This window comes from Actinomadura decatromicini (assembly GCF_008121305.1).
Classification (GTDB): Bacteria; Actinomycetota; Actinomycetes; order Streptosporangiales; family Streptosporangiaceae; genus Spirillospora; species Spirillospora syzygii.
In genome coordinates this window covers 855,107-875,334 of record NZ_VSRQ01000001.1, presented here as the reverse complement: position 1 = coordinate 875,334, position 20,228 = coordinate 855,107, and the positions used below count along the sequence as shown (strand labels likewise).

Below are 20,228 nucleotides of genomic sequence, written 5' to 3'. Positions count from 1 at the left end.
CTCTCAGCGGCGGCGGGCGTCGGTGAAGACGCCGATGCCGTTCGCGACCGCCCGTTCGTTCCCGTCCGACGGGACGTTGCGGACGTCGATCTCGTCGCCGTCGCGGGTGACGACCGCGGACGAGCCGCCGCCGTCGAGGTTCACGCCGTCGTCGGCGCCGACCTCGTCCAGCAGGGACGCCAGCTCGGCGACCGTCAACCCGGCGCTCTCGGCGGAGCGTCCGTCGACCACGACGAGGAGCACGCGGCGGCCGTCGCGGCTCACCCCGGCGGCCGTGCGCGGGGCCGGGCCCTTCGGGTCGAGGCCCTGGAGCGGCTCGCCGTCCCGCAGGATCGGGAACCCGCCCACCGCGAAGCGGTAGCGGGTCGCGAACTGGTAGTCGACCTTCACCTTGTCGCCGGGACGGAGGCGGCGCAGGTCGTCCGCGCCCTTCTCGCGCCCGACCAGCACGACCGTGTCGGCGGGGATCGCGCCCGCGCCGACCTCGTCCGCCACCGCCGTCACGACGCCCCGCCGGACGGTGACCTCCGCCGTCTCGGTGCTGCACGGGGCGTTGCGGGCGGTGTCCGTCCCGCAGACCGCGCGCCGCCGCGACACCGCGCCCCAGGCGGCGGTGAACGCGCCCGCGCTCCCGACCGGGATCGCGTACTGGTTGAGGCCGCGCAGCGGCAGCTCGACGCCCTTCCTCCCGCCGCCGCCCGTGCGGACGACGCCGGTCAGGTGCAGGCGCTCCACGCGGGCGCGGCCGTCGGCGGCGATCCCGACGACGTCCTCGGCGGACGTGCCGGGCGGCAGCGCCGGGCCGAACCGCTGGCCGTCCGGCACCGCGCCCTTGAGCGGCCGCCCGCCGTCCACCTCGGGGCCGGACGACGAGCCGGTCGGCGGCACCCCGGGATGCGTCTCGCTGATGTTGAAGAAGTCGCCGTTGATCCCGGCGACGGCCCGCTGGGCCTCCGCCATCTCCGACACCGTCTGCCGCTGCGCGATCGCGGGCGGATGCAGCAGGCCCACCCGGACGCCCGGACTGCGCAGGTCCACGTTCACCAGGTAGCCGACCACCGGGCCGCCGACGCCGGTCGTCTCGAACGTCCGGAACTCCACGCCGGGCGCGGGACTGCTCGACGACGTGAACCGCGGCGTCCCGACCCGGGCGGACGGCGGCAGCGCCCGCGCCCGCGCGTCCGGCCGCTCACCCGAACCGGCGCCGTCCGCGCCCCGCGCTCCCGGCGGCGGCGGCGCGCCCGCGGACGCCGGGACGACCCCGGCCACGACGACCCCGGCGGCGACCACTCCGACCAGCACTCTTCGCACCGCGACGCTCCTCTCAACGGGTAACCGGCCCGCTGATCATGACGCATGGCGAATTAAGGCAGGGCGTTCTACGGCTCAACAGATTTCGAAGTTCGGGTTGCCCCGGTCACGGGACGCGGGCGACCCCGCAGAAGGCGTCCACCGCGGGCGGCTCGCCGAACGGGGACGGCTCGGGACGCCACCGCGACACCGTGACCACGCCCGGCTCCAGCAGTTCCAGGCCGGAGAAGTAGCCGGTGATCCGCTCGGGCGAGCGCAGGTTGTAGGCGACGCCCCCGGCCTGGACGTACCGGGTGATCGCGCGGGCGCGGGCGCTCTCGTCGACGCCGTCCGCGCCGGGCGTCCCGATCACGTCGGTGCCGTCGTTGATCACGACGTGGCTGCCCGGGGCGAGCGCCGCGACGAGGCGGCCGAGCACGCCCTCCGGGTCCTCCTCGTCGGTGAGGTGGCCGAGGATGCCGAGCAGCAGCAGCGCCACCGGCTCGTCGAAGTCGAGGGTCTCGGCGGCCTTCGCGAGGATCGCGTCCGGGTCGCGGATGTCGGCGTCCACGTAGGCCGTGGCGCCCTCCGGCGTGGACGTGAGCAGTGCGCGGGCGTGGACGAGGACGAGCGGGTCGTTGTCGACGTAGACGATGCGGGCGTCGGGTGAAACGCGCTGCGCCACCTCGTGCGTGTTGTCGACGGTCGGGAGGCCGGTGCCGACGTCGAGGAACTGCCGCACCCCCGCCTCGCCCGCCAGGTACCGGACGGCGCGGCCGAGGAACGCCCGCGAATGGCGCGCGATATCGACCTGGCCTGGGAAGATGCTGACGAAGTCGTCTCCGACCTCGCGGTCGACCGGGTAGTTGTCCTTGCCGCCCAGCCAGTGGTTCCAGATCCTCGCCGAATGCGGGACGGACGTGTCGATCTCCGGATGCCCCGTCATGGGGTCCCTCCAACGCGGGGAAGTCGTGGACGCCGCGAGTTTCCCACGGCCGGAAGATCTTCGCGAGATACAATGCGGCCGGGTGGGACGTTCCACCCCACCCGGCCCAGGAGCTGACCGCCGCTACGTCATGTGGACGAGCACAGCTGCGCTCGCTTGGGCCGCGGTCACCGCCAGGGTGGTCGCGGCGAGGGCGGCCACGAGGAAAACGCGCTTAAGCAAGAAGTTTTCCTATCTATCACTACAATCCGGGGCTTTCCCGGCCTTTCGCCTGACTGTAGCGGGTCCGTCCCGGCAGCGTGGCAGATTTCGGATCATCAGGGGATCAGTCCCCCTACCACTTTGCTTGGCATGGTTACGGGTGGTTTGTCCTAGGTGCCGGTGATCTCGTCCGAGTCGGCGAGACGTCCACGGAGGTCGTCGGTGGGGAGGCCGATGGACTCGAACACGCGGACCGCGTCGCGCCAGTGCTCGTGGGCGGCTTCCTGGCCCTGCACGTGAAGCAGCGCCGTGCCCAGCCCCTCCAGCGCCTTGCCTATCTCGAACGGCACCCCTATTTCGGTCGCCAAGGCGTGCGCCCGCCGGAGATGGTCGACGGCCGCCGGATAACGGCCGGACGCCGCGAGAGTTTCACCAAGATGGCGGAGCGCGAGGGTCTCCTCATAACGTTCGCTGATGGCGCGGGAAATGACCAACGCCCGCTCGTGGTGAATGAGCGCCTCGCGAAATCGGCCGATATTGTGCAGGGTCGCGCCGATGCCGATCAGCGTCTCGACAGAACTGCGCTTGTCGCCGATCTCCATGGAGATGGCGAGCGCCTTCCGGTAATTCAGCAGCGCGGGCTCGGGCTCGTCGGTGTGCCGGTGCACGTTGGCCATATTGATCAGGGAGATCGCCTGGTGCTGGCGGCCGAGTTCGGCCGCGGCGGCGGCCGTCCGCTCGTAGTAGTCGACCGCCCGGTCGACGTTGCCCATGCGGAGCAGGAGATCGCCCATGTTGTTGAGCGCCATCGTCCGGCCGCGCGGGTCGTCCAACTCGGTGAACATGTCGATCGCCCGCAGCCGCAGCCGCTCCGCCTCCCGGTGGTCGCCGGTGAATTCGAGGAAGATGGCGGCGTGGTCGAGGCTGCGCGCCTCGCCGTGCCGGTCGCCCATGGAACGGCGGATGTCCAGCGCCTCGCGGCAGCGCTCCAGCGCCTCGGGGAAACGCGACAGGTGCCAGTGGACCAGGCTCAGATGGCCGAGGACGTCGGCCTCGCCGTGCCGGTCGCCGGTGGCGCGGTGGATCGCCAGCGCCTCCTCGGCGTCGTCCCGCGCGGCGCCGTACTCGCCGCAGCGGAACCGGACGAGGCTGCGGTCGGCGAGCGCGCGGGCGGTGCCGGGCGCGTCGTCCAGGCCGCGCAGCGCGGCGATCGCGCGGGTGTGCAGGCGCGCCGCCGCGTCCCACAGGCCGCGCGACTCCAGGTGCCCGGCGAGGGCGTGGGCGAGCCCGGCGACGTGCGCGGGCAGGCCGCTCCGGTCCGCCTCGGCGGCGGCGTTCAGCAGGCAGTCGTGCTCGGCGGTGAGCCACGCCGCGGCCTGCGCCTCGTCCTCGAACTCGGGGAGCTCGGGGGCCGGGTAGCGGATCAGGACGCGGCCCGACCGCCGCTGCGGGGACAGCAGCCGGTCCGCCCGGTCCGCCGCCGCGAGGTAGTAGTCGAGGATGCGGTGGACGGTCCGGCGCCGCTCGTCCTCCGGGTCGACGTCGCGGGCGAGCCGCCGCGCGTAGTCGTGCACGAGGTCGTGGAACCGGCACCTGCCGCTGACCGGCTCGGTGATCAGGTGCCGGTCGAGCAGCTCCTCCAGCACCCGCTCGGCCTCCCGGACGGGACGGCCGAGCGCCGCCGCCGCGGCCGCCGCCGTCAGGTCCGGCCCCGGATGCAGCCCGAACGCCCGGAACGCCTCGCGGAGCTGCGCCGGCAGCCCGCGGTAGGAGACCTCGAACACGGCCGTGATCTCGTTGTTCTCGACGCGCAGCTCGTCCAGCCGCCGGTCGCCGGGGCCGAGCCGGGCGAGCAGGTCGCCGACGCTCCACGCGCGGCGGTGCCGCAGCCTGCTCGCCGCCATCCGGACCGCGAGCGGCAGCCGCCCGCAGCGCCCGACGACGGCGGCGAGGTCGGCGTCGGTGCCCTCCAGGCCGGGCCCGGCGATGGTCATGAACAGCGCGATCGCGTCCCGGACGGGCAGCACGTCCAGCGACAGCGGCACCGAGTCGTGCAGCCCGGTCAGCCGCCGCCTGCTGGTCACCACCACCAGGCACCCGGCGGACGCGGGCAGGAGCGGCCGCACCTGCTCGTGGCCCGCGGCGTCGTCCAGGACGAGGAGCAGCCGCCCGCCCGCGAGCCGCGACCGCCACAGCGCGGACCGCTCGTCCAGCGAGCGCGGGACGCGGGTCGCGGGCACGCCGATCATGCGGAGCAGCGTGTCCAGCGCCGCGGCCGCGTCGACCGGCTCCTGCCGGGCGTCGTGCGCGTGCAGTTCGAGGAAGAGGGCGCCGTCCGGGAATTGGTCCGCGAGCCGGTGCGCCAACCGGACGGCCAACGCGGTCTTTCCCACTCCGAACATTCCGTCAATGGCGATTACGGTCGTCACCGAACCCGTCGGCGGTGCCGCGTAATCCGCTTCGCGGACGGTCGGCGCCGCGTCCAGGAGGCGCCGCAGCTCTTCCTCTCTGCCGACGAAGGAACCCTGGTCGTGCGGCAGATTGTGCGGACGCTGATCGACGTTCAACTGCGTCCGCGGAACGCGCAGCAGCGCCGGATCATTGCGCAGAATCTTTTGCTGCAATTCCTGTAACGCGGGCCCGGTGTCGGTGCCGAACTCCTCGACGTTGCGGTCGTGGGCGGCGCGGTAGACGTCCAGGGCCTCGGCGGGGCGCCCGCACCGGTAGAGCGCGACCATGAGCCGCTCGGCCGGCCGCTCGTCCAGCGGGAACCGCTCGGCCAGCTCCGCCAGCTCCTGGACGAGGTCGGAGTGGTTGCCGCGGTACAGCTCCATGTCGATCCGCTCGATCGCGGCGGCCAGGTACTCCTCTTCCAGGGTCTGCCGGGTCCGCTCCGCCCAGTCGCCGGTCAGGTCGGCGAGCGGCGCGCCCCGCCACAGCTCGGCCGCGCGCCGGTGGTGGTCGAGGGCGTACTCGTCGTCGCCGCTCTCGGCGATGGCCCTGGCCTGGATGCGCAGCGACCGGAACAGGTGCAGGTCGACGGACTCGTCCGGCACGTCGATCAGGTAGGCGCCCTGCCGGGACACCAGCGCGGCGCCGTCGACGTCCGCGAGCCGCCCCCGCAGCCGGGCCATGTAGGTGTAGAGGCCCTGCTTGGCCTTGGCGGGCGGGCGGTCGCCCCACACGCGGCGGATGAGGGAGTCGGCGGGCACCGGCTGCCGCGGGCTCAGCAGCAGGACGGCGAGGACGCACCGTTCCTTCGTCGTTCCGAGGTCGCGCCGCCGGCCGTCTGTCCACAGCTCAACGGGGCCTATCACGCGGAACTCCACAGGTGCCCCTTTGTGGAAATCTCCTCCTGAGCCGATTTTTGCATCATCCGTCCGCAATGGCCAGGCCCGAGCACGTCTCCCATGGCCACCATGGGACGGACAACTTACCAAGTCAGGACGATTGCAAGTTTTCGTCAAGTTCGCCGATCGACACTCGAATGCGGAGGGCAGGTCATTTCGATCTGCGACGGAGGAGAGCGGGTTCCCGCATCCAAGGTCAAAGGGGGTTCATTGGCGAAGATGTCCGGCTTCGAATGGCGTCGGGCCCTGACCGGCGTCGACCCGGGCTGGTGGGGCCGCCCGGGCGACCGGCGCACAGTGCTGATCGTGGTGGGCGCTCCCGTGCCGGGGCAGCCCGCCCTCGACGTGGCGCGGCTCGCGGCCGCGGACCCGCGGCTGCGCGTGGTGTGCGCGGCGGCTCCCGGGCCGTCCGCCGCCGCCGTGGAGGCGATGCTCCGGGACGCGGGCACCGCGCCGCTGTCCCGGCGGGACGCCGAGGGCGGCGGCTTCGGCCTCGCCGTCACCGCGTCGCCGCAGGCGGCCGGGGCGGGGGCCCCGCTGGTCGTCCGGCCCGGGACGCCGCGGCCCGTGCCGGGCGGGGCGCGGGCCGTGTACGCGTGCGCGCACGACCTGGACCGCCCGGTCCGGGGCGCGGCGTCGGTCGTGGTCGGCGACGCCACGCACGACCGGCTGGTGGCGAGCCTGCCGCTGCGCGACTTCTACCGGCGGGCGCTCGGCGCGGGGGAGCGCGCCCGGCTCGCCGTGGTCGCGCTCCCGGACGCGACGCTTCCCTGCGCGGGCGCGCGCTGCCGGTCGGCGGACGTCGCGCAACGTCTGGACGTCGTGCGCCGCCTGCTCGGCGGGGCCGCGTCCGGCTACCACGTCCTGGGCGTCCCGGAGCCCGGCCCCGGCGCCTGGGACGCCGGGGCCCCCGGGCTGGGCGCCCACCTGCGGGACGGCCTGCGGCTCCTGCCGCCGGACGCGGACTGGCGCGCAGCGCTCGTGGCCGCCGACTGGATCGTCGGCGCGCCGGGCCCGGTCACCCGGTACGGGACGCTCGTCGGCGTCCCCGTCCTGCTCGCCGGGGCCGCCCCGGACGCGGGGGAGGGCTGGGACGGCGCCGTCCGGCTCGTCCCGGACCGCCCGGTCGCCGCGCAGCTCGCCGAGGCGGCCGGGCGGTGGCGGCCGGAGCGCGTCCGGCCGGTGGCGGAGCGGATCACCTCCGCGCCCGGCCGGTTCGACCGCAACATGCGCCGGCTGATGTACGGGCTGCTGCGGCTCCCGCAGCCCGCCACCATCCCGGTCGCGGACCCGGTGCCGCCGCCGTACCGCATCGAGACCGTGTTCGCCCCGTCCGTTCCGTCCACTTCATCCACTTCGTCCGCGCGGGTGTGCCCGGCGGGCCGCCCGAGCCACGCCTGCCAGGGAGGTTGAGCATGGACTGCACGATGGACGCCTGGGCGTCCGGTCCCTTCGGTTTAGACGCGCGGCGCGGATCGACGCTGCCCGCGCGGCGCACGGTCCTCGCCGTCGCGCACCACCTGACGGCCGCGACCCGGCTGTCGGACGTCCTGCCGCTGCTGGAGAGCGACCGCCGGGTGGCCGTCGCCTACACGGCCGCGCCCGCGTCGCCGTTCACCGGCGGCCTGGACGACTTCCTCCGCGACCTCGGCGGGTTCGTCATGCCCTGGTCGCAGGCCGTCCGGTCGCGCTTCGACCTCGTGGTCGCGGCGAGCCACGGCATGCTGGAGAACCTGCACGCCCCGGTCCTGACCGTGCCGCACGGCTCGGGGCCCGGCAAGCTGCTCGGACGGCGCCCCGGCCTCGGCCCGCCCGCGGAGCGCCCCGTCACGGGGCTGATCCGGGAACGGCTCGTCGTCGCCGGGCGGGTGGTGCCGTCGTCGGTCGTCCTGCCGCACGACCGGCACCTGCTCGGGCTCGCCCGCGAGTGCCCGGAGGCGCTGCCGGTCGCGTTCGTCGGCGGCGACCCGTGCCTCGACCGGCTGGTGGCGAGCGTGCCGTACCGGGAGACGTACCGCGCGGCGCTCGGCGTCCGGCCGGACCAGTGCCTCGTGTTCGTCAGCTCGACCTGGTGCCCGGACTCGCTGCTCGGCGGCGACCCGGAGCGGCTGTACCGGATCGCGGCGGAACTGCCGCGCGACAGGTACCAGGTCGTCGCCGCGCTCCATCCGCACATCTGGACGTGGCACGGCAGGCGGCAGATCCTGTCGTGGTACGCGGACTGCCGGCGGCTCGGCGTCCGGCTGGTCCCGCCGGAGGAGGGCTGGCGCGCCGCGCTGGTCGCCGCCGACCGGGTCATCGGCGACCACGGCTCGGTGACCTGCTACGGCGCGGCCCTCGGCGTCCCGGCGCTGCTCGGCGCCTTCCCCGAGGACAGCGTCGCGCCCGGCTCGCACGTCGCCCGGCTCGGCGCGGTCGCGCCGCGCGTCGACTGGGACCGGCCGCTGCCGCCGCAGGTGGACGACGCCGTCCACGCCTACGGGCCGCTGGTGCACGAGGCGCTCCGGCACGACCTCAGCTCGCGTCCCGGGCAGGCCGCCCGGCTCATCCGGGGGGAGATGTACCGGCTGTTACGGCTGCCGGACCGGGACCGTCCGCCCGACGTGACCCCGGTCCCGATGCCGGGCTCGGTGCCCTTCCCCGCGCTGCGGGCGGCGTGATGGGCGCGGACGTCGCGCTCGTCCGCGCCTGGGACGACCCTGCCGGGCCCCGCGCCCGGCGGGGCTCCGGCGCGGAGGGCGTCCTGATCGACGCCGCCGGGACGGCCCCGCTGTTCGTGCACCTGCGGCGCTCACCCGTCCGCGATGCCGCGCGGCTGGACGGGACGGCGGCCGACGAGCACCTCGTGGCCGGGCCCGGCGTGACGTCGTGGGCCTGGCTGTCGTGCGCGGACGTGATCGTCCGCCGGCCGGGCGGCGGCGGCCCCGGGGACTTCCCCGGGTGCCTGGTGCTCGCCGTCGCCTCGCCTCGGGGATGCCTCCTCGCGGTGCGCGGGTGGCGGGCGCGGCTCGTCCCCGTCGCGGGCGGCGGCGCGTGCGGCGACGACGACGTGGCGCGCTGCGCGTCCGCCCTGCACCTGTGGGTGTGCTCGGGCCGTCCGCCGGCCGCGCTGGCCGGGGCGCGGCTCACGGTCGTCCGCGGTCAGGCGCCGGAGGAGGCGGGCGGCGTTCCGGCGAGCCGCCGCCTGACGGCCTCCGTCTGCGGCGAGCCGAGCCTGGCGTAGATCGTGAGGGCGCGTTCGAGGTCGCGGCGCTCGGCCGTCGCGTCGCCCCGGCGCGCCGCCACGACGGCGAGGTCGAGCAGCGCGTCGGCCTCCACGTGCGGCGCGCCCGCCGCGCGGGAGATCTCCAGCGCGCCGCGCAGCGCGTGCGCGGCCTCGTCCAGCCGCCCGGCGCCGAGCCGCGCCCTGCCGAGGCAGGTCAGCGTGCGGGCCCGGTGGTACGGCTCGTCCAGCTCGGTGAAGGTGGCGAGGACGTCGGTCAGTGTCTCGATCGCGGCGTCGTGCCGGCCGGCCGCGCTGAGCGCCTCGCCGAGGTGCCGCCGCATCAGCGCGACGCCGCGCGGCCGGTCCAGCTCGGCGTGCACGTCGCGGGCCGCGCCGAACAGCTCGGCCGCGCCGGACGGGTCGCCGGTCGCGAGCGCCGCGTTGCCGAGCCCTTCGAGGGCGGACGCCTCGCCGAGCCGGTGCCCGGTCGCCCGCTCCAGCTCCAGCGCCGCCTCGAAGCACGGCCGGGCGGCGGCGGTGTCGCGGAGGTTGAGGTGGGCCGTGCCGAGCCCTTCGAGCATCCGCGCCTCGGCCCGCCGGTCGCCGCACGCGGCGGCGGCGTCCCGGCCGAGCTCGTGCGTCCGGATCCACGACCGGTAGTGCTTGCGCTGGACGAACAGCGGCCACATCGCCTCGCAGAGCTGCCACGCCATCGCGTGCAGCCCGCCGTCGTGCGCCGCGCGGGCCACCGCGGACAGGTTCTGGTGCTCGCGTTCGAGCCAGTCGACGGCCTCCCGGCGGTCGGGGAAGACGTCCTCGCGGCGGACGGCCCCGTAGCGGGGGCCGAGGTGCCAGCGGCCGGGCAGCAGCGCGAGGTCGGCGGCGACCGCCGTCGTCAGGTACCAGTCGGCGAGCCGCGCGAACGCCGCCGCGCGCTCCGGCTCCGCGCCCGGTTCGCGCGCCTTGTCCCGCGCGTGCAAACGGACGAGGTCGTGGAATCGGTAGCGCTCGTCGGCGTCCTCCAGCAGGAGGCTCGCCTCGACGAGGCCCTGCAGCAGCTCCCGCGCGGCCTCCGCGCCGCGGTCGAGCAGCGACGCCGCCGCGGCCAGCCCGAGGTCGGGCCCCGGATGGACGCTGAGCAGCCGGTACGCCCGCGCGTGCGGCTCGTCGAGGGCCTGGTAGGAGGCGTTGAACACGGCGTCCACGGAGATGTCGTCCTCACCGGCGCGCAGCGCCGCCAGCCGGCGCGCCTCGTCGTCGAGTTCCGCGACCGCGCGGGCGATCGGCCAGCGCCGCCGGGCGGCGAGCCGGGCCCCGGACGCGCAGACCGCGAGCGGCAGCGTCCCGCACAGCGCGACGAGCGACCGGGCCTGCTCGCGCTCCGCGCCGATCCGGTCCGGGCCGATGAGGCGCTCCAGCAGCTCCAGCGCGCCCCGGGTGCCGAGCGGCGGGACGTCGAGGAACCGCGCGCCGTCCACCACCAGCCCGGACAGCCGCCGCCGCGACGTCACCACGACCAGCGAGGAGCCCGCGCCGGGCAGCAGCGGCCTGACCTGCGCGGCCGACGCCGCGTTGTCGAGCATCACGATCAGGCGGCGGCCGCTGGTCAGCGACCTGAACAGGGCGGCCTGCTCGTCCACCCCGGTCGGCGCGCTCTCCGCGCCGGCGCCGAGCGCCCGCAGGAAGCGGCCGAGCGGCTCGTCCGGCGGGAGCGGCTCGGCGCCCGAGAAGCCGCGCAGGTCGACGAACAACTGGCCCTCGTAGTCGGCCTTGACCTCGTGCAGCCAGGCCAGCGCGAGCGTCGTCTTGCCGACGCCGCCCGGGCCGTTGACGACCACGAGGCCCGCGCCGTCCGCGAGCGCCCGCAATTCCGCCAATTCGCCGTGCCGGTTCGCGAACAATCCGGGGGCCGGGAGTTGCGCGGGCGACGGAAGCGACGCCGGAAGCCCGGTGTTGATATGCACGCCGCCCGTGATGGAACCGGCCTGGACGCTGGAGCCCGCTATTGTCCCGGTGAGCTCGTTGGCGCGGATTTCCGGTTCGTCGGGAGACTGCACGATCCCATCCATCCCATCAGCGTCCGCTCGGCAGCGGACCGCCTCGTCCGCACCTTACCCGCTGATAGCGCGGCCGGAATTAAAGCGTGCATGAATTGGTTGATCTGGCCTGTAAGAATGGCGGTCAGGCGCCCGGATCGGGCACCTGGGTCAGGCTTCCGCGTTCAGGCCGTAGCGGGCCTGGTCGCAGGGGCGGGGCGCCTCCGGGCCGTCCCGGCCGAGCCGCAGCATCCGGGACACGCGGACGGTGCGGAACTCGCGTCCCCGCACGACGATCCGGTGCCCGGTCGCGGCCCGCACCCCGGCGGCGAGCGCCTCCCACTCGGCCACCTCCTCGGCGGACGCCGGGTCGCCCTGGAACTCGCGCAGCCTCGGCAGCAGGTCGGTGAAGTGCCGGGCGAGCCGGTCGACGGCCTCGTGCGGGGCGTCCCCGCCGGTGATCGGGGACCAGGCGTCGCCCGCCACCTCCACCACGACGAACGTCGGCGGCAGCAGCACGACGCCCGGGTGCGTGCGGATCGCGTGCCGCGCCTCGGCGCGCACCTCGTCCGGGACGGTCCCCGCGACCGGCATGTACCCGACGAGGTTCAGCCGCAGCTGCGCCTCCCACTGCCCGCACGGCGCGGCCGGGTCGAGCGGGTGGCCGCGCAGCAGGCCGTCGGCGGCGAGGTCGGCGTCGGTGGCGCGCGGTGGCTCCATCACCCGGTCGCCGATCAGCATGAACTTCTCCGCGCGGACGATCCGGTAGCGGCGGGGGCCGAGCTCCCACTCGTCCTTGGCGAGCTGGTCGCCCTCCTCGGGGTCGAGCCGCGCGGCGGCGGCCTGCATCGCCTCCGCGGTGCCGGGGTCCGGCTCGTCGGCGGCGGCCGTCCGGAGGTCGAAGGCGAGGCCGTATCTGGCCGAGGACGGGTCGTCCGAGCCGAGCGACCCGATCCGCCACTCCCCGTCCTCCTGCACGGCGTGCCCGAACTCGGGGGACCCGGCGGGGAGCAGCTTCGGGTATTCCAGAATTCGCTCGCCGAGCTCCCGGTCGCGCACCGCCGCGACCGGATCGAGCGCGGCCACGACATTGATGTGGTCGTACCCGTGCATGAGCGGGAAGGTCATGCCCCGCATCCTGGCCGTCCGTACCCGTTCACCGCATGATTTTCCGTATATCGCGGGCCCGGCTTGCCCTATTTCTGCGGTTAATTATGAATTGTTTTTTCGATCAAGAGCCGGGGCCGCGCGGCGGTCAGTCGGCCAGGGTGATGACGACCTTCACATCGTCCCGGTGGCGGGTGAAGGCGTCCGCGAAGCGCTCCAGCGGGACGCGCCGCGAGATCAGCCCGCCGAGCCAGCCGGGGTCGGCCTTCGCGAGGGCTCGGGCGGCGGCCGCGTAGTGCCCGAGGTTGGCGTTCACCGACCCGATGATCGCGTCGTTCTCCAGGACGATGTCGCGGTTCAGCCCGCCCATGTCCACGTGCAGCATCCGCCCGGTGGGCGACACCCCGGTCAGGCAGACGACGCCGTACGGCGCGTTGTTCGCCATCGCGCCGAGGACGAGCTCCGAGGCCCCCGTCGCCTCGATCACGATGTCGGGCGTCGCGACCGCGACCGCGTCGTCCAGCGTGCCGTGGTGGTAGGCGGCGCCGAGGTCGGCGACGAGCCCCGGCTTCGGCCCCTCGGTGACCTGGTCGAGGACGTGCACCTCCAGCCCCCGCTGGACGCCGAGCAGCGCGGCCAGCAGCCCGATCGGCCCCGCCCCGGTCACCAGCGCCACGCGCGGCTCGAACCAGGCCCGCGCGCCGACCTTCTCGATCTGGTCCCACGCCTTGGCGACGACGGACGTCGGCTCCATCAGCACCCCGACCTCGGCGAGCCGCGGGTCGAGCGCGACCGCGTAGGCGGACTCGACGGCCCATGTCGTGCTCGCGAAGCCGTCCAGCCCCTTGATGCCGCGCTCGGTGTAGCGGCCGTTGCGGCACATGTCGAACTCGCCGTGCGCGCACGCCCCGCACGGCTCCGGGTCGGGCCGCCGCACGACGCCGACGACGAGGTCGCCGGGGGAGAACCCGCTGCCGGACGGCGCCTCCAGCACCCGGCCGAGCGACTCGTGCCCGAGGACGAGCCGGTCGCGGCCGGGCGGCGGGCTGCCGTAGTCGCCGTCCGCGATCTCCCGGTCGGTGCCGCAGACGCCGACGGCGATGCCGTCCACGAGCAGGTCGTCCGGACCGGGCTCCGGGTCCGGGACGTCCACGACGGCCAGCGACCCGCGCTTCGGCGGCTCGACGGTCAGGGCGCGCATGCCGAATCTCCTCCCGAATGGTGAGCGCCCCTGACCTACCCACGATCGTCCCGGTCTGTCGCGCCGGGCCTCAACGTTCCGGTCAACTCGCGCCCACGGCGCCGCCGGAAGGCGCGCGGCGGGTTGGCACGGAGTTCATGATGTCTGGCACGCACGTCCTCGGAATGCGGTCCGGCGCGTCCTTACGATTCGGTGCGCCTCCGGGTGGGCGTGCCCGCCCGGCCCCGCAACCGAGAGGAAGGTGCACCATGACCGAGAACACCTGGGTCACTCCCGACTACGAGATCGTGGAGACCTCCATGGAGGTCACCGCCTACCTGACGGACGAGGGCTGACCGACCCGCGATGCGCGTGCTGGTCCTCGGCACCGCCGCGGGCGGCGGCGTGCCCCAGTGGAACTGTTCCTGCGCCGGGTGCGCCGCCGCCCGCGCGAACCCGTCCTGGCGGCGGCGGCACGCCTCCATCGCCGTCGAGGCCGGGGCGGGCCGCTGGTACGTCGTCAACGCCACACCCGACATCGGCGAGCAGATCGAGGACCATCCGGCCCTGCATCCCGGCCCGGAGCGGCGGGCCACGCCGGTCGCCGGAGTGATCCTCACCGACGCCGAGCTGGACCACACGCTCGGCATCGCCCGGCTCCGGGAGGCGTCCGAGCTGCGGATCGCGGCGACCGGCACGGTGCGGTCGGCGCTGTCGGTCTGCCTCCGGCTGGACGCGGTCCTCGGCCCGTACGCGGGCGTCTCCTGGACGACGCTCCCGCAGAAGGAGACCGAGCCGATCGACGGCGGGCCGCTGGAGATCCAGGGCGTCCGCGTGTCGGGCAAACGGCCCCGGTACGCCGCCGACCTGAGGGAGCCGGACGACGCCTGGGTGGTCGCGCTGCGCGTCCGCGACCGGCGGGACGGCAAGGTCGCCGTGTACGCGCCCGCCCTCGCCGACTGGCCGGAGGAGTTCGAGCGCGCCGTCCGCGACGCCGACTGCGTCTTCGTCGACGGCACGTTCTGGGACGACGACGAGCCCCGCCGCACCGGCATCGGGCAGAAGACGTCCAGCCAGATGGGCCACCTGCCCATCACCGGCCCGAACGGCACCGTCGAGCGGCTCGGCGAGCTGCCCGCGGAGCGGCGCCTCTACACGCACCTGAACAACACCAACCCCCTCGTGGACCCGGACGACCCCGGGCACCGGCGGCTCGCCGCGGCGGGGATCGAGGTCGCCGGAGAGGGAGCGGTGATCGAAGTATGAGCGCCGACCGAACGAGCGCCGACCGAACGAGCGCCGACCGAACGAGCGCGGACCGTATGAGCGCGGACCGCCGAATGAGCAGGGTGATCGACGAATGAGCATGGTGATGCCGGCGCAGGACGTCTCCGCGCCGCTGCCCTGGCCGGACTCGGTGCTGGACGAGCGGCTGCACACCCTCGCGGAGCGCCGCTACCACCACCGGCACCCCTTCAACCTGCGCATGCACGAGGGCGCGCTGACCCGGGCCGAGCTGCGCCTCTGGGTGCTGAACCGGTTCCACTACCAGCGCAACATCCCGATCAAGGACGCGCTGATCCTGGCGAAGCTCCCGTCCCGGGAACTGCGCCGGGTGTGGATCCGCCGGATCCACGACCACGACGGCGCCCCGGACGGAGACGGGAGCGACGGCGGCATCGAGCGCTGGCTGCGGCTCGGCGAGGCGGTCGGCCTGGACCGGGACGCGCTGCTGTCCGGCGAGGGCGTGCTGCCCGGCGTCCGGCTGGCCGTGGACGGCTACGTCGGCTTCTGCCGGACGAGCTCCGCCCTTGAGGCGGTCGCGTCGTCGCTCACCGAGCTGTACGCGCCCGAACTGATGGCCACGCGGATCGCCGCGTGGGAACGCCACTACCCGTGGGTCGACCCGGAGGGGCTGCGCTATTTCCAGGTGCGCGTGGGACAGGGCCGCCGCGACTCGGAGGAGGCGCTCGCGCTCGTCCACGCCTGGGCGCGGACGCGGGAGGACCAGGAGCGCGTGCTGGCCGCGTTCACGTTCAAGTGCGAGGTGCTGTGGGCGCTGCTCGACGCCGTCGAGAAGGCGTGCGAGCTGAGCGGGGCCGCACCCGATGACTGACCCGGCCGCCCCGGCCGACCCCGCCGGCTCCGCCGCCCCCGCCGCCCCCGCCGACTCCGCCGACTCCGCCGACGCGGCGTGGCGTCCGGCGCTGGACGGCTCGATCGTCCTGCGGTACGACCGCGTCCGCGGCGCCGACCTGCTGCTGATGCCCGAGCGCGCGGTCCGGCTCAGCGGGACCGGCGGCCGCATCCTGCGGCTCTGCGACGGCAGCCGCACCGTCGACGGCATCATCGCCGAGCTGGCCGAGACCTTCCCGGACGCGCCGCTCGACGCCGAGGTGCCCGCGTTCCTGGACCGCGTCCGCGCGCAGGGATGGCTCCGATGACGACCGCCGACGTTCCCCCGCCGTGGGGACTGCTCGCCGAGGTCACGCACGCCTGCCCGCTGCACTGCCCGTACTGCTCCAACCCGCTGGAACTGGTCCGGCCGAGCGCCGAGCTGTCCGCCGCCGAGTGGACGCGGGTCTTCGCCGAGGCCGCCGAGCTCGGGATCGTCCAGGCGCACGTGTCCGGCGGGGAGCCGCTGCTGCGCGCCGACCTCGCCGAGATCGTCGCGGCCGCGCACCGTTCCGGGATCTACACCCAGCTCGTCACGAGCGGCGTCGGCCTCACCGCCGGGCGGCTGGCCGAGCTGCTCGCCGCCGGGCTGAACAGCGTCCAGCTCTCCCTCCAGGACGCGCGCCGCCCCGGCTCCGACCTCATCGCCGGGCGGGTCTCCTACACCGAGAAGGAGGAGGCCGCCGGGGTGATCCGGGACGCGGGCGTGCCGTTCGGGCTGAACGTCGTCCTGCACCGGCGCAACCTCGGCAACCTCCGGGAGATCATCGAGGTCGGGGCCCGCTGGGGCGCCGACCGGATCGAGCTGGCCAACACCCAGTTCTACGGGTGGGCGCTGCGCAACCGCGCCGCGCTGCTCCCGACCCGCGACCAGCTCGACGCGGCGAAGGCCGTGGTCGCGGCGTGGCGGGCGGAGCGGGACGCGCCCGAGCTGGTCTGGGTGCTGCCCGACTACTACGAGGGCGTCCCGAAGCCGTGCATGGGCGGCTGGGGCGCGCGGACGATCACGGTCGGCCCGGACGGCACCGCGCTGCCGTGCCCCGCCGCCTACGCGATCCCCGGCCTGGACGCGCCGAACGTCCGGGAGCGCCCGCTCGGCTGGATCTGGACGGAGTCGCCCGCGTTCAACGCCTACCGCGGCACCGGGTGGATGAGCGAGCCGTGCCGGAGCTGCCCGCGCCGCGAGGTCGACTTCGGCGGCTGCCGCTGCCAGGCGCACGCCCTGACCGGCGACGCGGCGCGCACCGATCCGGCGTGCGCGCTGTCCCCGGACCACGACCTCGTCCGCGCCGCGACGGAGGCGCCCCGGGCCGACGAGTTCGTGTACCGCCGGCCGGGGCGCTCCGTGTCCGGATGAGTCACCGGTCCGGGTAGACGAGGTCCATCTCGCGGTCGAAGTAGTCGGGGAGACCGCTCCAGGGGTTCGCGCCCGCCCGGTCCGTGACGTAGACGACGCCCGCGTTGCCGCGTCCCGCCTGGGCCAGCGCCCCCGCGAGGACGGCCTGCGGCGCCGCGTACACGAGGTGGCAGAACGTCTCGGCCGGGACCCTGGCCGCCCACGCGGGCGGCCGGAAGTGCTGGTACGCCGACCACGGCCCCTCGAACGTGACGAGCATGTCGGCGAGCCGCGCGTACGCGGGGTCCGGGTAGATGCCGTGGTTGAGGACGACGCACTCCGCGCCCCGCCCCTGCGCCGCCCCGACGGCGCGGCAGTAGCGGGGCACGTGCCCGGCGATCGCGGACACCTGGTCCATGAACGCCGTCCGGATGCCGTACCACTTCCGGTACCGCGCCACGTCGTCCTCGATGTCCTCGGGCGGGCGGTCGCCGTAGGCGGTGTCGATGTAGCCCGCGAGCTCCACGCCGTTGGCCGCGAGGCGGTGCGCGACGGCGGCCCACGCGCGGTCCCGGACGCTGCCGGGGCCGCTGGCGATGTTGAACACCACCCACTTGAGGCGCTCGTCCGTGAGGTCCGCCCATTCCGGGGCGTCCGGATGGAAGTACGCGGGTACGAGGACGGACGAGACCCGCCCCCGCGTCCTGCTCATCTGCCAGGCCATGCCGTCTCCGCCCATAGGTCGCGCAACGAGGTGGTGAGGTCGGTCGCGGGCTTCCAGCCGAGCGCGCGCCCGGCGGCCCTGACGTCGGCCTGCTGCCAGCCGACGCCCGCCGATCGTTCGGATCCGGCGGCGGCTTCGATGATCCGGCGCCCGGAGCCGGTGACGCGCACCAGCCCGGCCGCGAGGTCGCGCAGCGGCGTCGCCCGCCCGCTGCCCACGTTCAGCACGGGGGGCAGCGGGCCGTCCGCGCGGACGGCGGCGAGCACCGCGTCCGCGACGTCCCGGACGTCGATCAGGTCGCGGCTCGCGGCGAGCGAGCCGACCCGGATGTCCTCCGCGTCGTCCCGGGCCGCCGCGCCGCGCAGCTCGGCGGCGAGCCGCCCGGCCAGCGTCGACTCGGGCGACCCTGGGCCGATCGGGTTGAACACGCGGAGCACGACGGCGTCGAGGCCGTCCCCGGCCGCGGCGCGGACGAGCTCCGTCCCGGCGAGCTTCGTCACGCCGTACGCCGACACCGGGCGCGGCGGCGTGGCCTCCGAGACGGGGACGCCGCGCGGGACCTCCCCGTACTCGGCGGCCGACCCGAGGTGCACGAGCCGCGCCTCGACGCGGGACGCGGTCAGCGCGGCCACGAGGTTCGCGACGGCGACGACGTTGCCGCGCACGAGGTCGGCCGGGTCGCCGCGGGTGACGCCCGCGCAGTTGACGACCGCGTCCGGGCCGACGTCGCGGAGCGCGTCCGCCACCGGCCCGGCCCGTTCGGCGAGGTCGAGCGTCAGCCCGCCGAGCTCGGGCGTCCGGGCGGCCGGCACGACGTCCACGCCCGCGGCGGCCGCCCGCGCGCGGACGTGCCGTCCGATGAACCCCGTCGCGCCGACCAGCAGGACCCGGCTCACGTGCCACCGCTTCCGGCGGACCCGTTCTGGCCGGGCGTACCGCCCGCCGTCACCGCCACGCGGCCCTCCATGAGCTGCGGCCGCAGCTTGGAGAACTCGGCGTTGGCGCGGTCGTAGTCGTCCGGGCGGCCGATGTCCAGCCAGTACCCGTCGAACCGGTACTCGCGCGGGTGCCGGCCCTCCGCGAGCAGGTCCAGGACGAGCTCGTCGAAGCCGAGCGCGATGCCCGGCTCGTACTTGGCGAGCGCCTCGTTCGAGACGCCGTAGACGCCCATGCTGACCTGGTAGTCGAGCGTCGGCTTCTCGCTGAAGCCGATGACCCGGCCGGCCTGCGTCGTGAGGACGCCGAAGTCGATGTCCACCTTCCGCGCGTACGTGGCGACGGTCAGCGGGGGCCGCGTCGCCGCGTGTTCGAGGAGCAGCGCGGCGAAGTCGATGTCGGTGAGGATGTCGCCGTTCGCGACGAGGAATTCGGCGGGGAGCCTGTCCCGCATCGTGAGCAGCGGGCCGATCGTGCCGAGCGGCGCCTCCTCGACCGCGTAGTCCACGCGGAGGCCCCAGCGGCTTCCGTCGCCGACGTACGACCGGATGAGGTGGCCGAGATGCCCGATGGCGAGCGTCACCGACCGGAACCCCTGCCGGGAGAGCTGGTGGAGCATGATCTCCAAGATCGCGTACTCGTCGCCGATGGGGACGAGCGGCTTCGGCAGGGTCGTCGTGTACGGCCGGAGCCGCACTCCCTTGCCACCCGCGAGGATTACGGCGTGCATGGTCTCTCTCCGTGCCTCTAGTGGCTAGATGTTGTACGTGGACGGCCGGTAGCGCGCCAGGTTCGCGGGGTCGAGGAACCATTCGACGGTGTCCTTCAACCCCTCTTCGAGGGTGTGCCGGTGCCGCCAGCCGGTGGCGCGGCGCAGCTTGCCGCTGTCGCAGACGAGGCGCATGACCTCCGACGCCGCGGGCCGCTCCCGGGCGGCGGCCGAGCGGAACTCCGGCGCGGCGCCCATCAGGCCCGCGATCGTGCGGGCCAGGTCTCCCATCGAGATCTCGTGGCCGGTGCCGGAGTTGAACACCTCGCCGACGACGTCGGCGGCGGGCGCGGTGCCCACGGCGACGAACGCGTCCGCGGTGTCCTTGACGTAGCTGAAGTCCCGGGTCGGCGCCAGCGACCCCACCTCGACGGCGCCGGTGTCCGCGGCGATCTGGCTGATCACGGTCGGGATGAACGCGCGGGCCGACTGCCGGGGCCCGAACGTGTTGAACGGCCGCAGCGTCACCGCCTGCACCCCGAAGGACGCGTGGTAGCTCGCGACCAGCTGGTCGGCGGCGACCTTCGTCGCCGCGTACGGCGACTGCGCGTGGATCGGGTGCGACTCGTCGATCGGGACGCGCTGCGCCGTCCCGTAGGTCTCGCTGGTGGAGGTGTGCACGAGCCGCGGCGTGCGCAGGTCCCGGGCCGCCTCCAGGACGTTCAGCGTCCCGGCGACGTTCGTGTCCACGTACGACTGCGGCGCCCGGTAGGAGTAGGGGATCGTGATCAGCGCCGCGAGGTGGTAGACGACCTCGGCGTCCCGGACGAGCTCGCGCACCGAGGCCCGGTCGCGGACGTCGCCCGGCTCCACCTCGACCTCGTCGAGGACGTCCGGCGCCAGCGAGTCGAGCCAGCCGTGCGACCCGAACGAGTTGTACTGGACCATTGCCCGGACGCGGTGCCCGCGGTCCACGAGCGTTTCGACGAGGTGCGAGCCGATGAAACCGTCGGCTCCCGTCACGGCGACCATG

General features: G+C 74.8%; 18 protein-coding genes. 8 read left to right on the top strand and 10 right to left on the bottom strand.

Annotated features, from left to right (window positions below):
* Positions 1-3 precede the first annotated feature (3 nt).
* The 3 genes from FXF68_RS03300 to FXF68_RS03290 all read right to left on the bottom strand — a co-directional run bounded on the left by FXF68_RS03300 (position 4) and on the right by FXF68_RS03290 (position 5,754).
* Positions 4-1,311: a phosphodiester glycosidase family protein gene (locus FXF68_RS03300; protein WP_148757390.1), complete on the bottom strand. Its 1,308-nt coding sequence runs from the start codon at positions 1,309-1,311 to the stop codon at positions 4-6.
* A gap of 106 nt (positions 1,312-1,417) precedes the next feature.
* On the bottom strand, positions 1,418-2,236 hold the full coding sequence (locus FXF68_RS03295; RefSeq protein WP_148757389.1) for an SAM-dependent methyltransferase: 819 nt from the start codon (positions 2,234-2,236) through the stop codon (positions 1,418-1,420).
* A 371-nt stretch (positions 2,237-2,607) separates the two neighbouring features.
* Positions 2,608-5,754 carry an AfsR/SARP family transcriptional regulator gene (locus FXF68_RS03290; RefSeq protein ID WP_148757388.1) on the bottom strand — a complete coding sequence of 1,049 codons (3,147 nt, stop codon included), beginning with the start codon at positions 5,752-5,754 and terminating at the stop codon, positions 2,608-2,610.
* 252 nt (positions 5,755-6,006) lie between these two features.
* Between FXF68_RS03290 and FXF68_RS03285 the strand changes: the two genes are divergently transcribed.
* Genes FXF68_RS03285 through FXF68_RS03275 form a run of 3 tightly spaced genes read left to right on the top strand, consistent with a single transcriptional unit; the run spans position 6,007 to position 9,010 of the window.
* On the top strand, positions 6,007-7,200 hold the full coding sequence (locus tag FXF68_RS03285; RefSeq protein ID WP_148757387.1) for a hypothetical protein: 1,194 nt from the start codon (positions 6,007-6,009) through the stop codon (positions 7,198-7,200).
* A gap of 2 nt (positions 7,201-7,202) precedes the next feature.
* Complete coding sequence (locus tag FXF68_RS03280) at positions 7,203-8,447, top strand: hypothetical protein (protein ID WP_148757386.1); 1,245 nt, start codon at positions 7,203-7,205, stop codon at positions 8,445-8,447.
* A complete protein-coding gene (locus tag FXF68_RS03275) occupies positions 8,447-9,010 on the top strand; it encodes a hypothetical protein (protein ID WP_148757385.1) in 564 nt (187 codons plus the stop codon). Before FXF68_RS03280 ends, FXF68_RS03275 begins: the two co-directional genes overlap by 1 nt.
* Here the strand turns inward: FXF68_RS03275 and FXF68_RS03270 are convergent.
* The 3 genes from FXF68_RS03270 to FXF68_RS03260 form a co-directional block, all read right to left on the bottom strand.
* Entirely contained in the window at positions 8,929-11,049 is a 2,121-nt protein-coding gene (locus FXF68_RS03270; protein WP_187437691.1) for an ATP-binding protein, read from the bottom strand. The two genes, FXF68_RS03275 and FXF68_RS03270, sit on opposite strands and share 82 nt — an antisense overlap.
* Before the next feature lie 150 nt (positions 11,050-11,199).
* Positions 11,200-12,156, bottom strand: coding sequence for a DUF5954 family protein (locus tag FXF68_RS03265; protein WP_148757383.1), 957 nt, complete (start codon positions 12,154-12,156; stop codon positions 11,200-11,202).
* Positions 12,157-12,283: 127 nt separating this feature from the next.
* Positions 12,284-13,336 (bottom strand): glucose 1-dehydrogenase, encoded by a 1,053-nt coding sequence (locus tag FXF68_RS03260; RefSeq protein ID WP_148757382.1) that lies wholly within the window; start codon positions 13,334-13,336, stop codon positions 12,284-12,286.
* Between the two features lie 17 nt (positions 13,337-13,353).
* Between FXF68_RS03260 and pqqA the strand changes: the two genes are divergently transcribed.
* The 5 genes from pqqA (at position 13,354) to pqqE (ending at position 16,847) form a co-directional block, all read left to right on the top strand.
* The gene (pqqA, locus tag FXF68_RS44690) at positions 13,354-13,671 is read left to right on the top strand and encodes a pyrroloquinoline quinone precursor peptide PqqA (protein WP_148757381.1); all 318 of its coding nucleotides are present in this window, start codon (positions 13,354-13,356) and stop codon (positions 13,669-13,671) included.
* Between the two features lie 10 nt (positions 13,672-13,681).
* Positions 13,682-14,581, top strand: coding sequence for a pyrroloquinoline quinone biosynthesis protein PqqB (gene pqqB, locus FXF68_RS03250; RefSeq protein WP_148757380.1), 900 nt, complete (start codon positions 13,682-13,684; stop codon positions 14,579-14,581).
* A 94-nt stretch (positions 14,582-14,675) separates the two neighbouring features.
* Positions 14,676-15,431 carry a pyrroloquinoline-quinone synthase PqqC gene (gene pqqC, locus FXF68_RS03245; protein ID WP_246178220.1) on the top strand — a complete coding sequence of 252 codons (756 nt, stop codon included), beginning with the start codon at positions 14,676-14,678 and terminating at the stop codon, positions 15,429-15,431.
* Positions 15,424-15,759, top strand: coding sequence for a pyrroloquinoline quinone biosynthesis peptide chaperone PqqD (gene pqqD / locus FXF68_RS03240; protein ID WP_148757379.1), 336 nt, complete (start codon positions 15,424-15,426; stop codon positions 15,757-15,759). Before pqqC ends, pqqD begins: the two co-directional genes overlap by 8 nt.
* Positions 15,756-16,847: a pyrroloquinoline quinone biosynthesis protein PqqE gene (gene pqqE, locus FXF68_RS03235; RefSeq protein WP_148757378.1), complete on the top strand. Its 1,092-nt coding sequence runs from the start codon at positions 15,756-15,758 to the stop codon at positions 16,845-16,847. The genes pqqD and pqqE overlap by 4 nt, the downstream gene beginning before the upstream one ends.
* Position 16,848: 1 nt before the next feature.
* On the opposite strand, the gene FXF68_RS03230 is transcribed toward pqqE, so the two are convergent.
* From FXF68_RS03230 to FXF68_RS03215, 4 genes are read right to left on the bottom strand one after another with little or no spacing between them, the layout of a single operon-like run.
* Positions 16,849-17,550 (bottom strand): spherulation-specific family 4 protein, encoded by a 702-nt coding sequence (locus tag FXF68_RS03230; RefSeq protein ID WP_187437689.1) that lies wholly within the window; start codon positions 17,548-17,550, stop codon positions 16,849-16,851.
* On the bottom strand, positions 17,535-18,446 hold the full coding sequence (locus FXF68_RS03225) for an NAD-dependent epimerase/dehydratase family protein (RefSeq protein WP_148757376.1): 912 nt from the start codon (positions 18,444-18,446) through the stop codon (positions 17,535-17,537). Before FXF68_RS03225 ends, FXF68_RS03230 begins: the two co-directional genes overlap by 16 nt.
* Positions 18,443-19,216 carry a sugar phosphate nucleotidyltransferase gene (locus FXF68_RS03220; RefSeq protein WP_148757375.1) on the bottom strand — a complete coding sequence of 258 codons (774 nt, stop codon included), beginning with the start codon at positions 19,214-19,216 and terminating at the stop codon, positions 18,443-18,445. Before FXF68_RS03220 ends, FXF68_RS03225 begins: the two co-directional genes overlap by 4 nt.
* 24 nt (positions 19,217-19,240) lie before the next feature.
* Positions 19,241-20,227 (bottom strand): GDP-mannose 4,6-dehydratase, encoded by a 987-nt coding sequence (locus FXF68_RS03215; RefSeq protein WP_222869788.1) that lies wholly within the window; start codon positions 20,225-20,227, stop codon positions 19,241-19,243.
* Position 20,228: the final 1 nt, after the last annotated feature.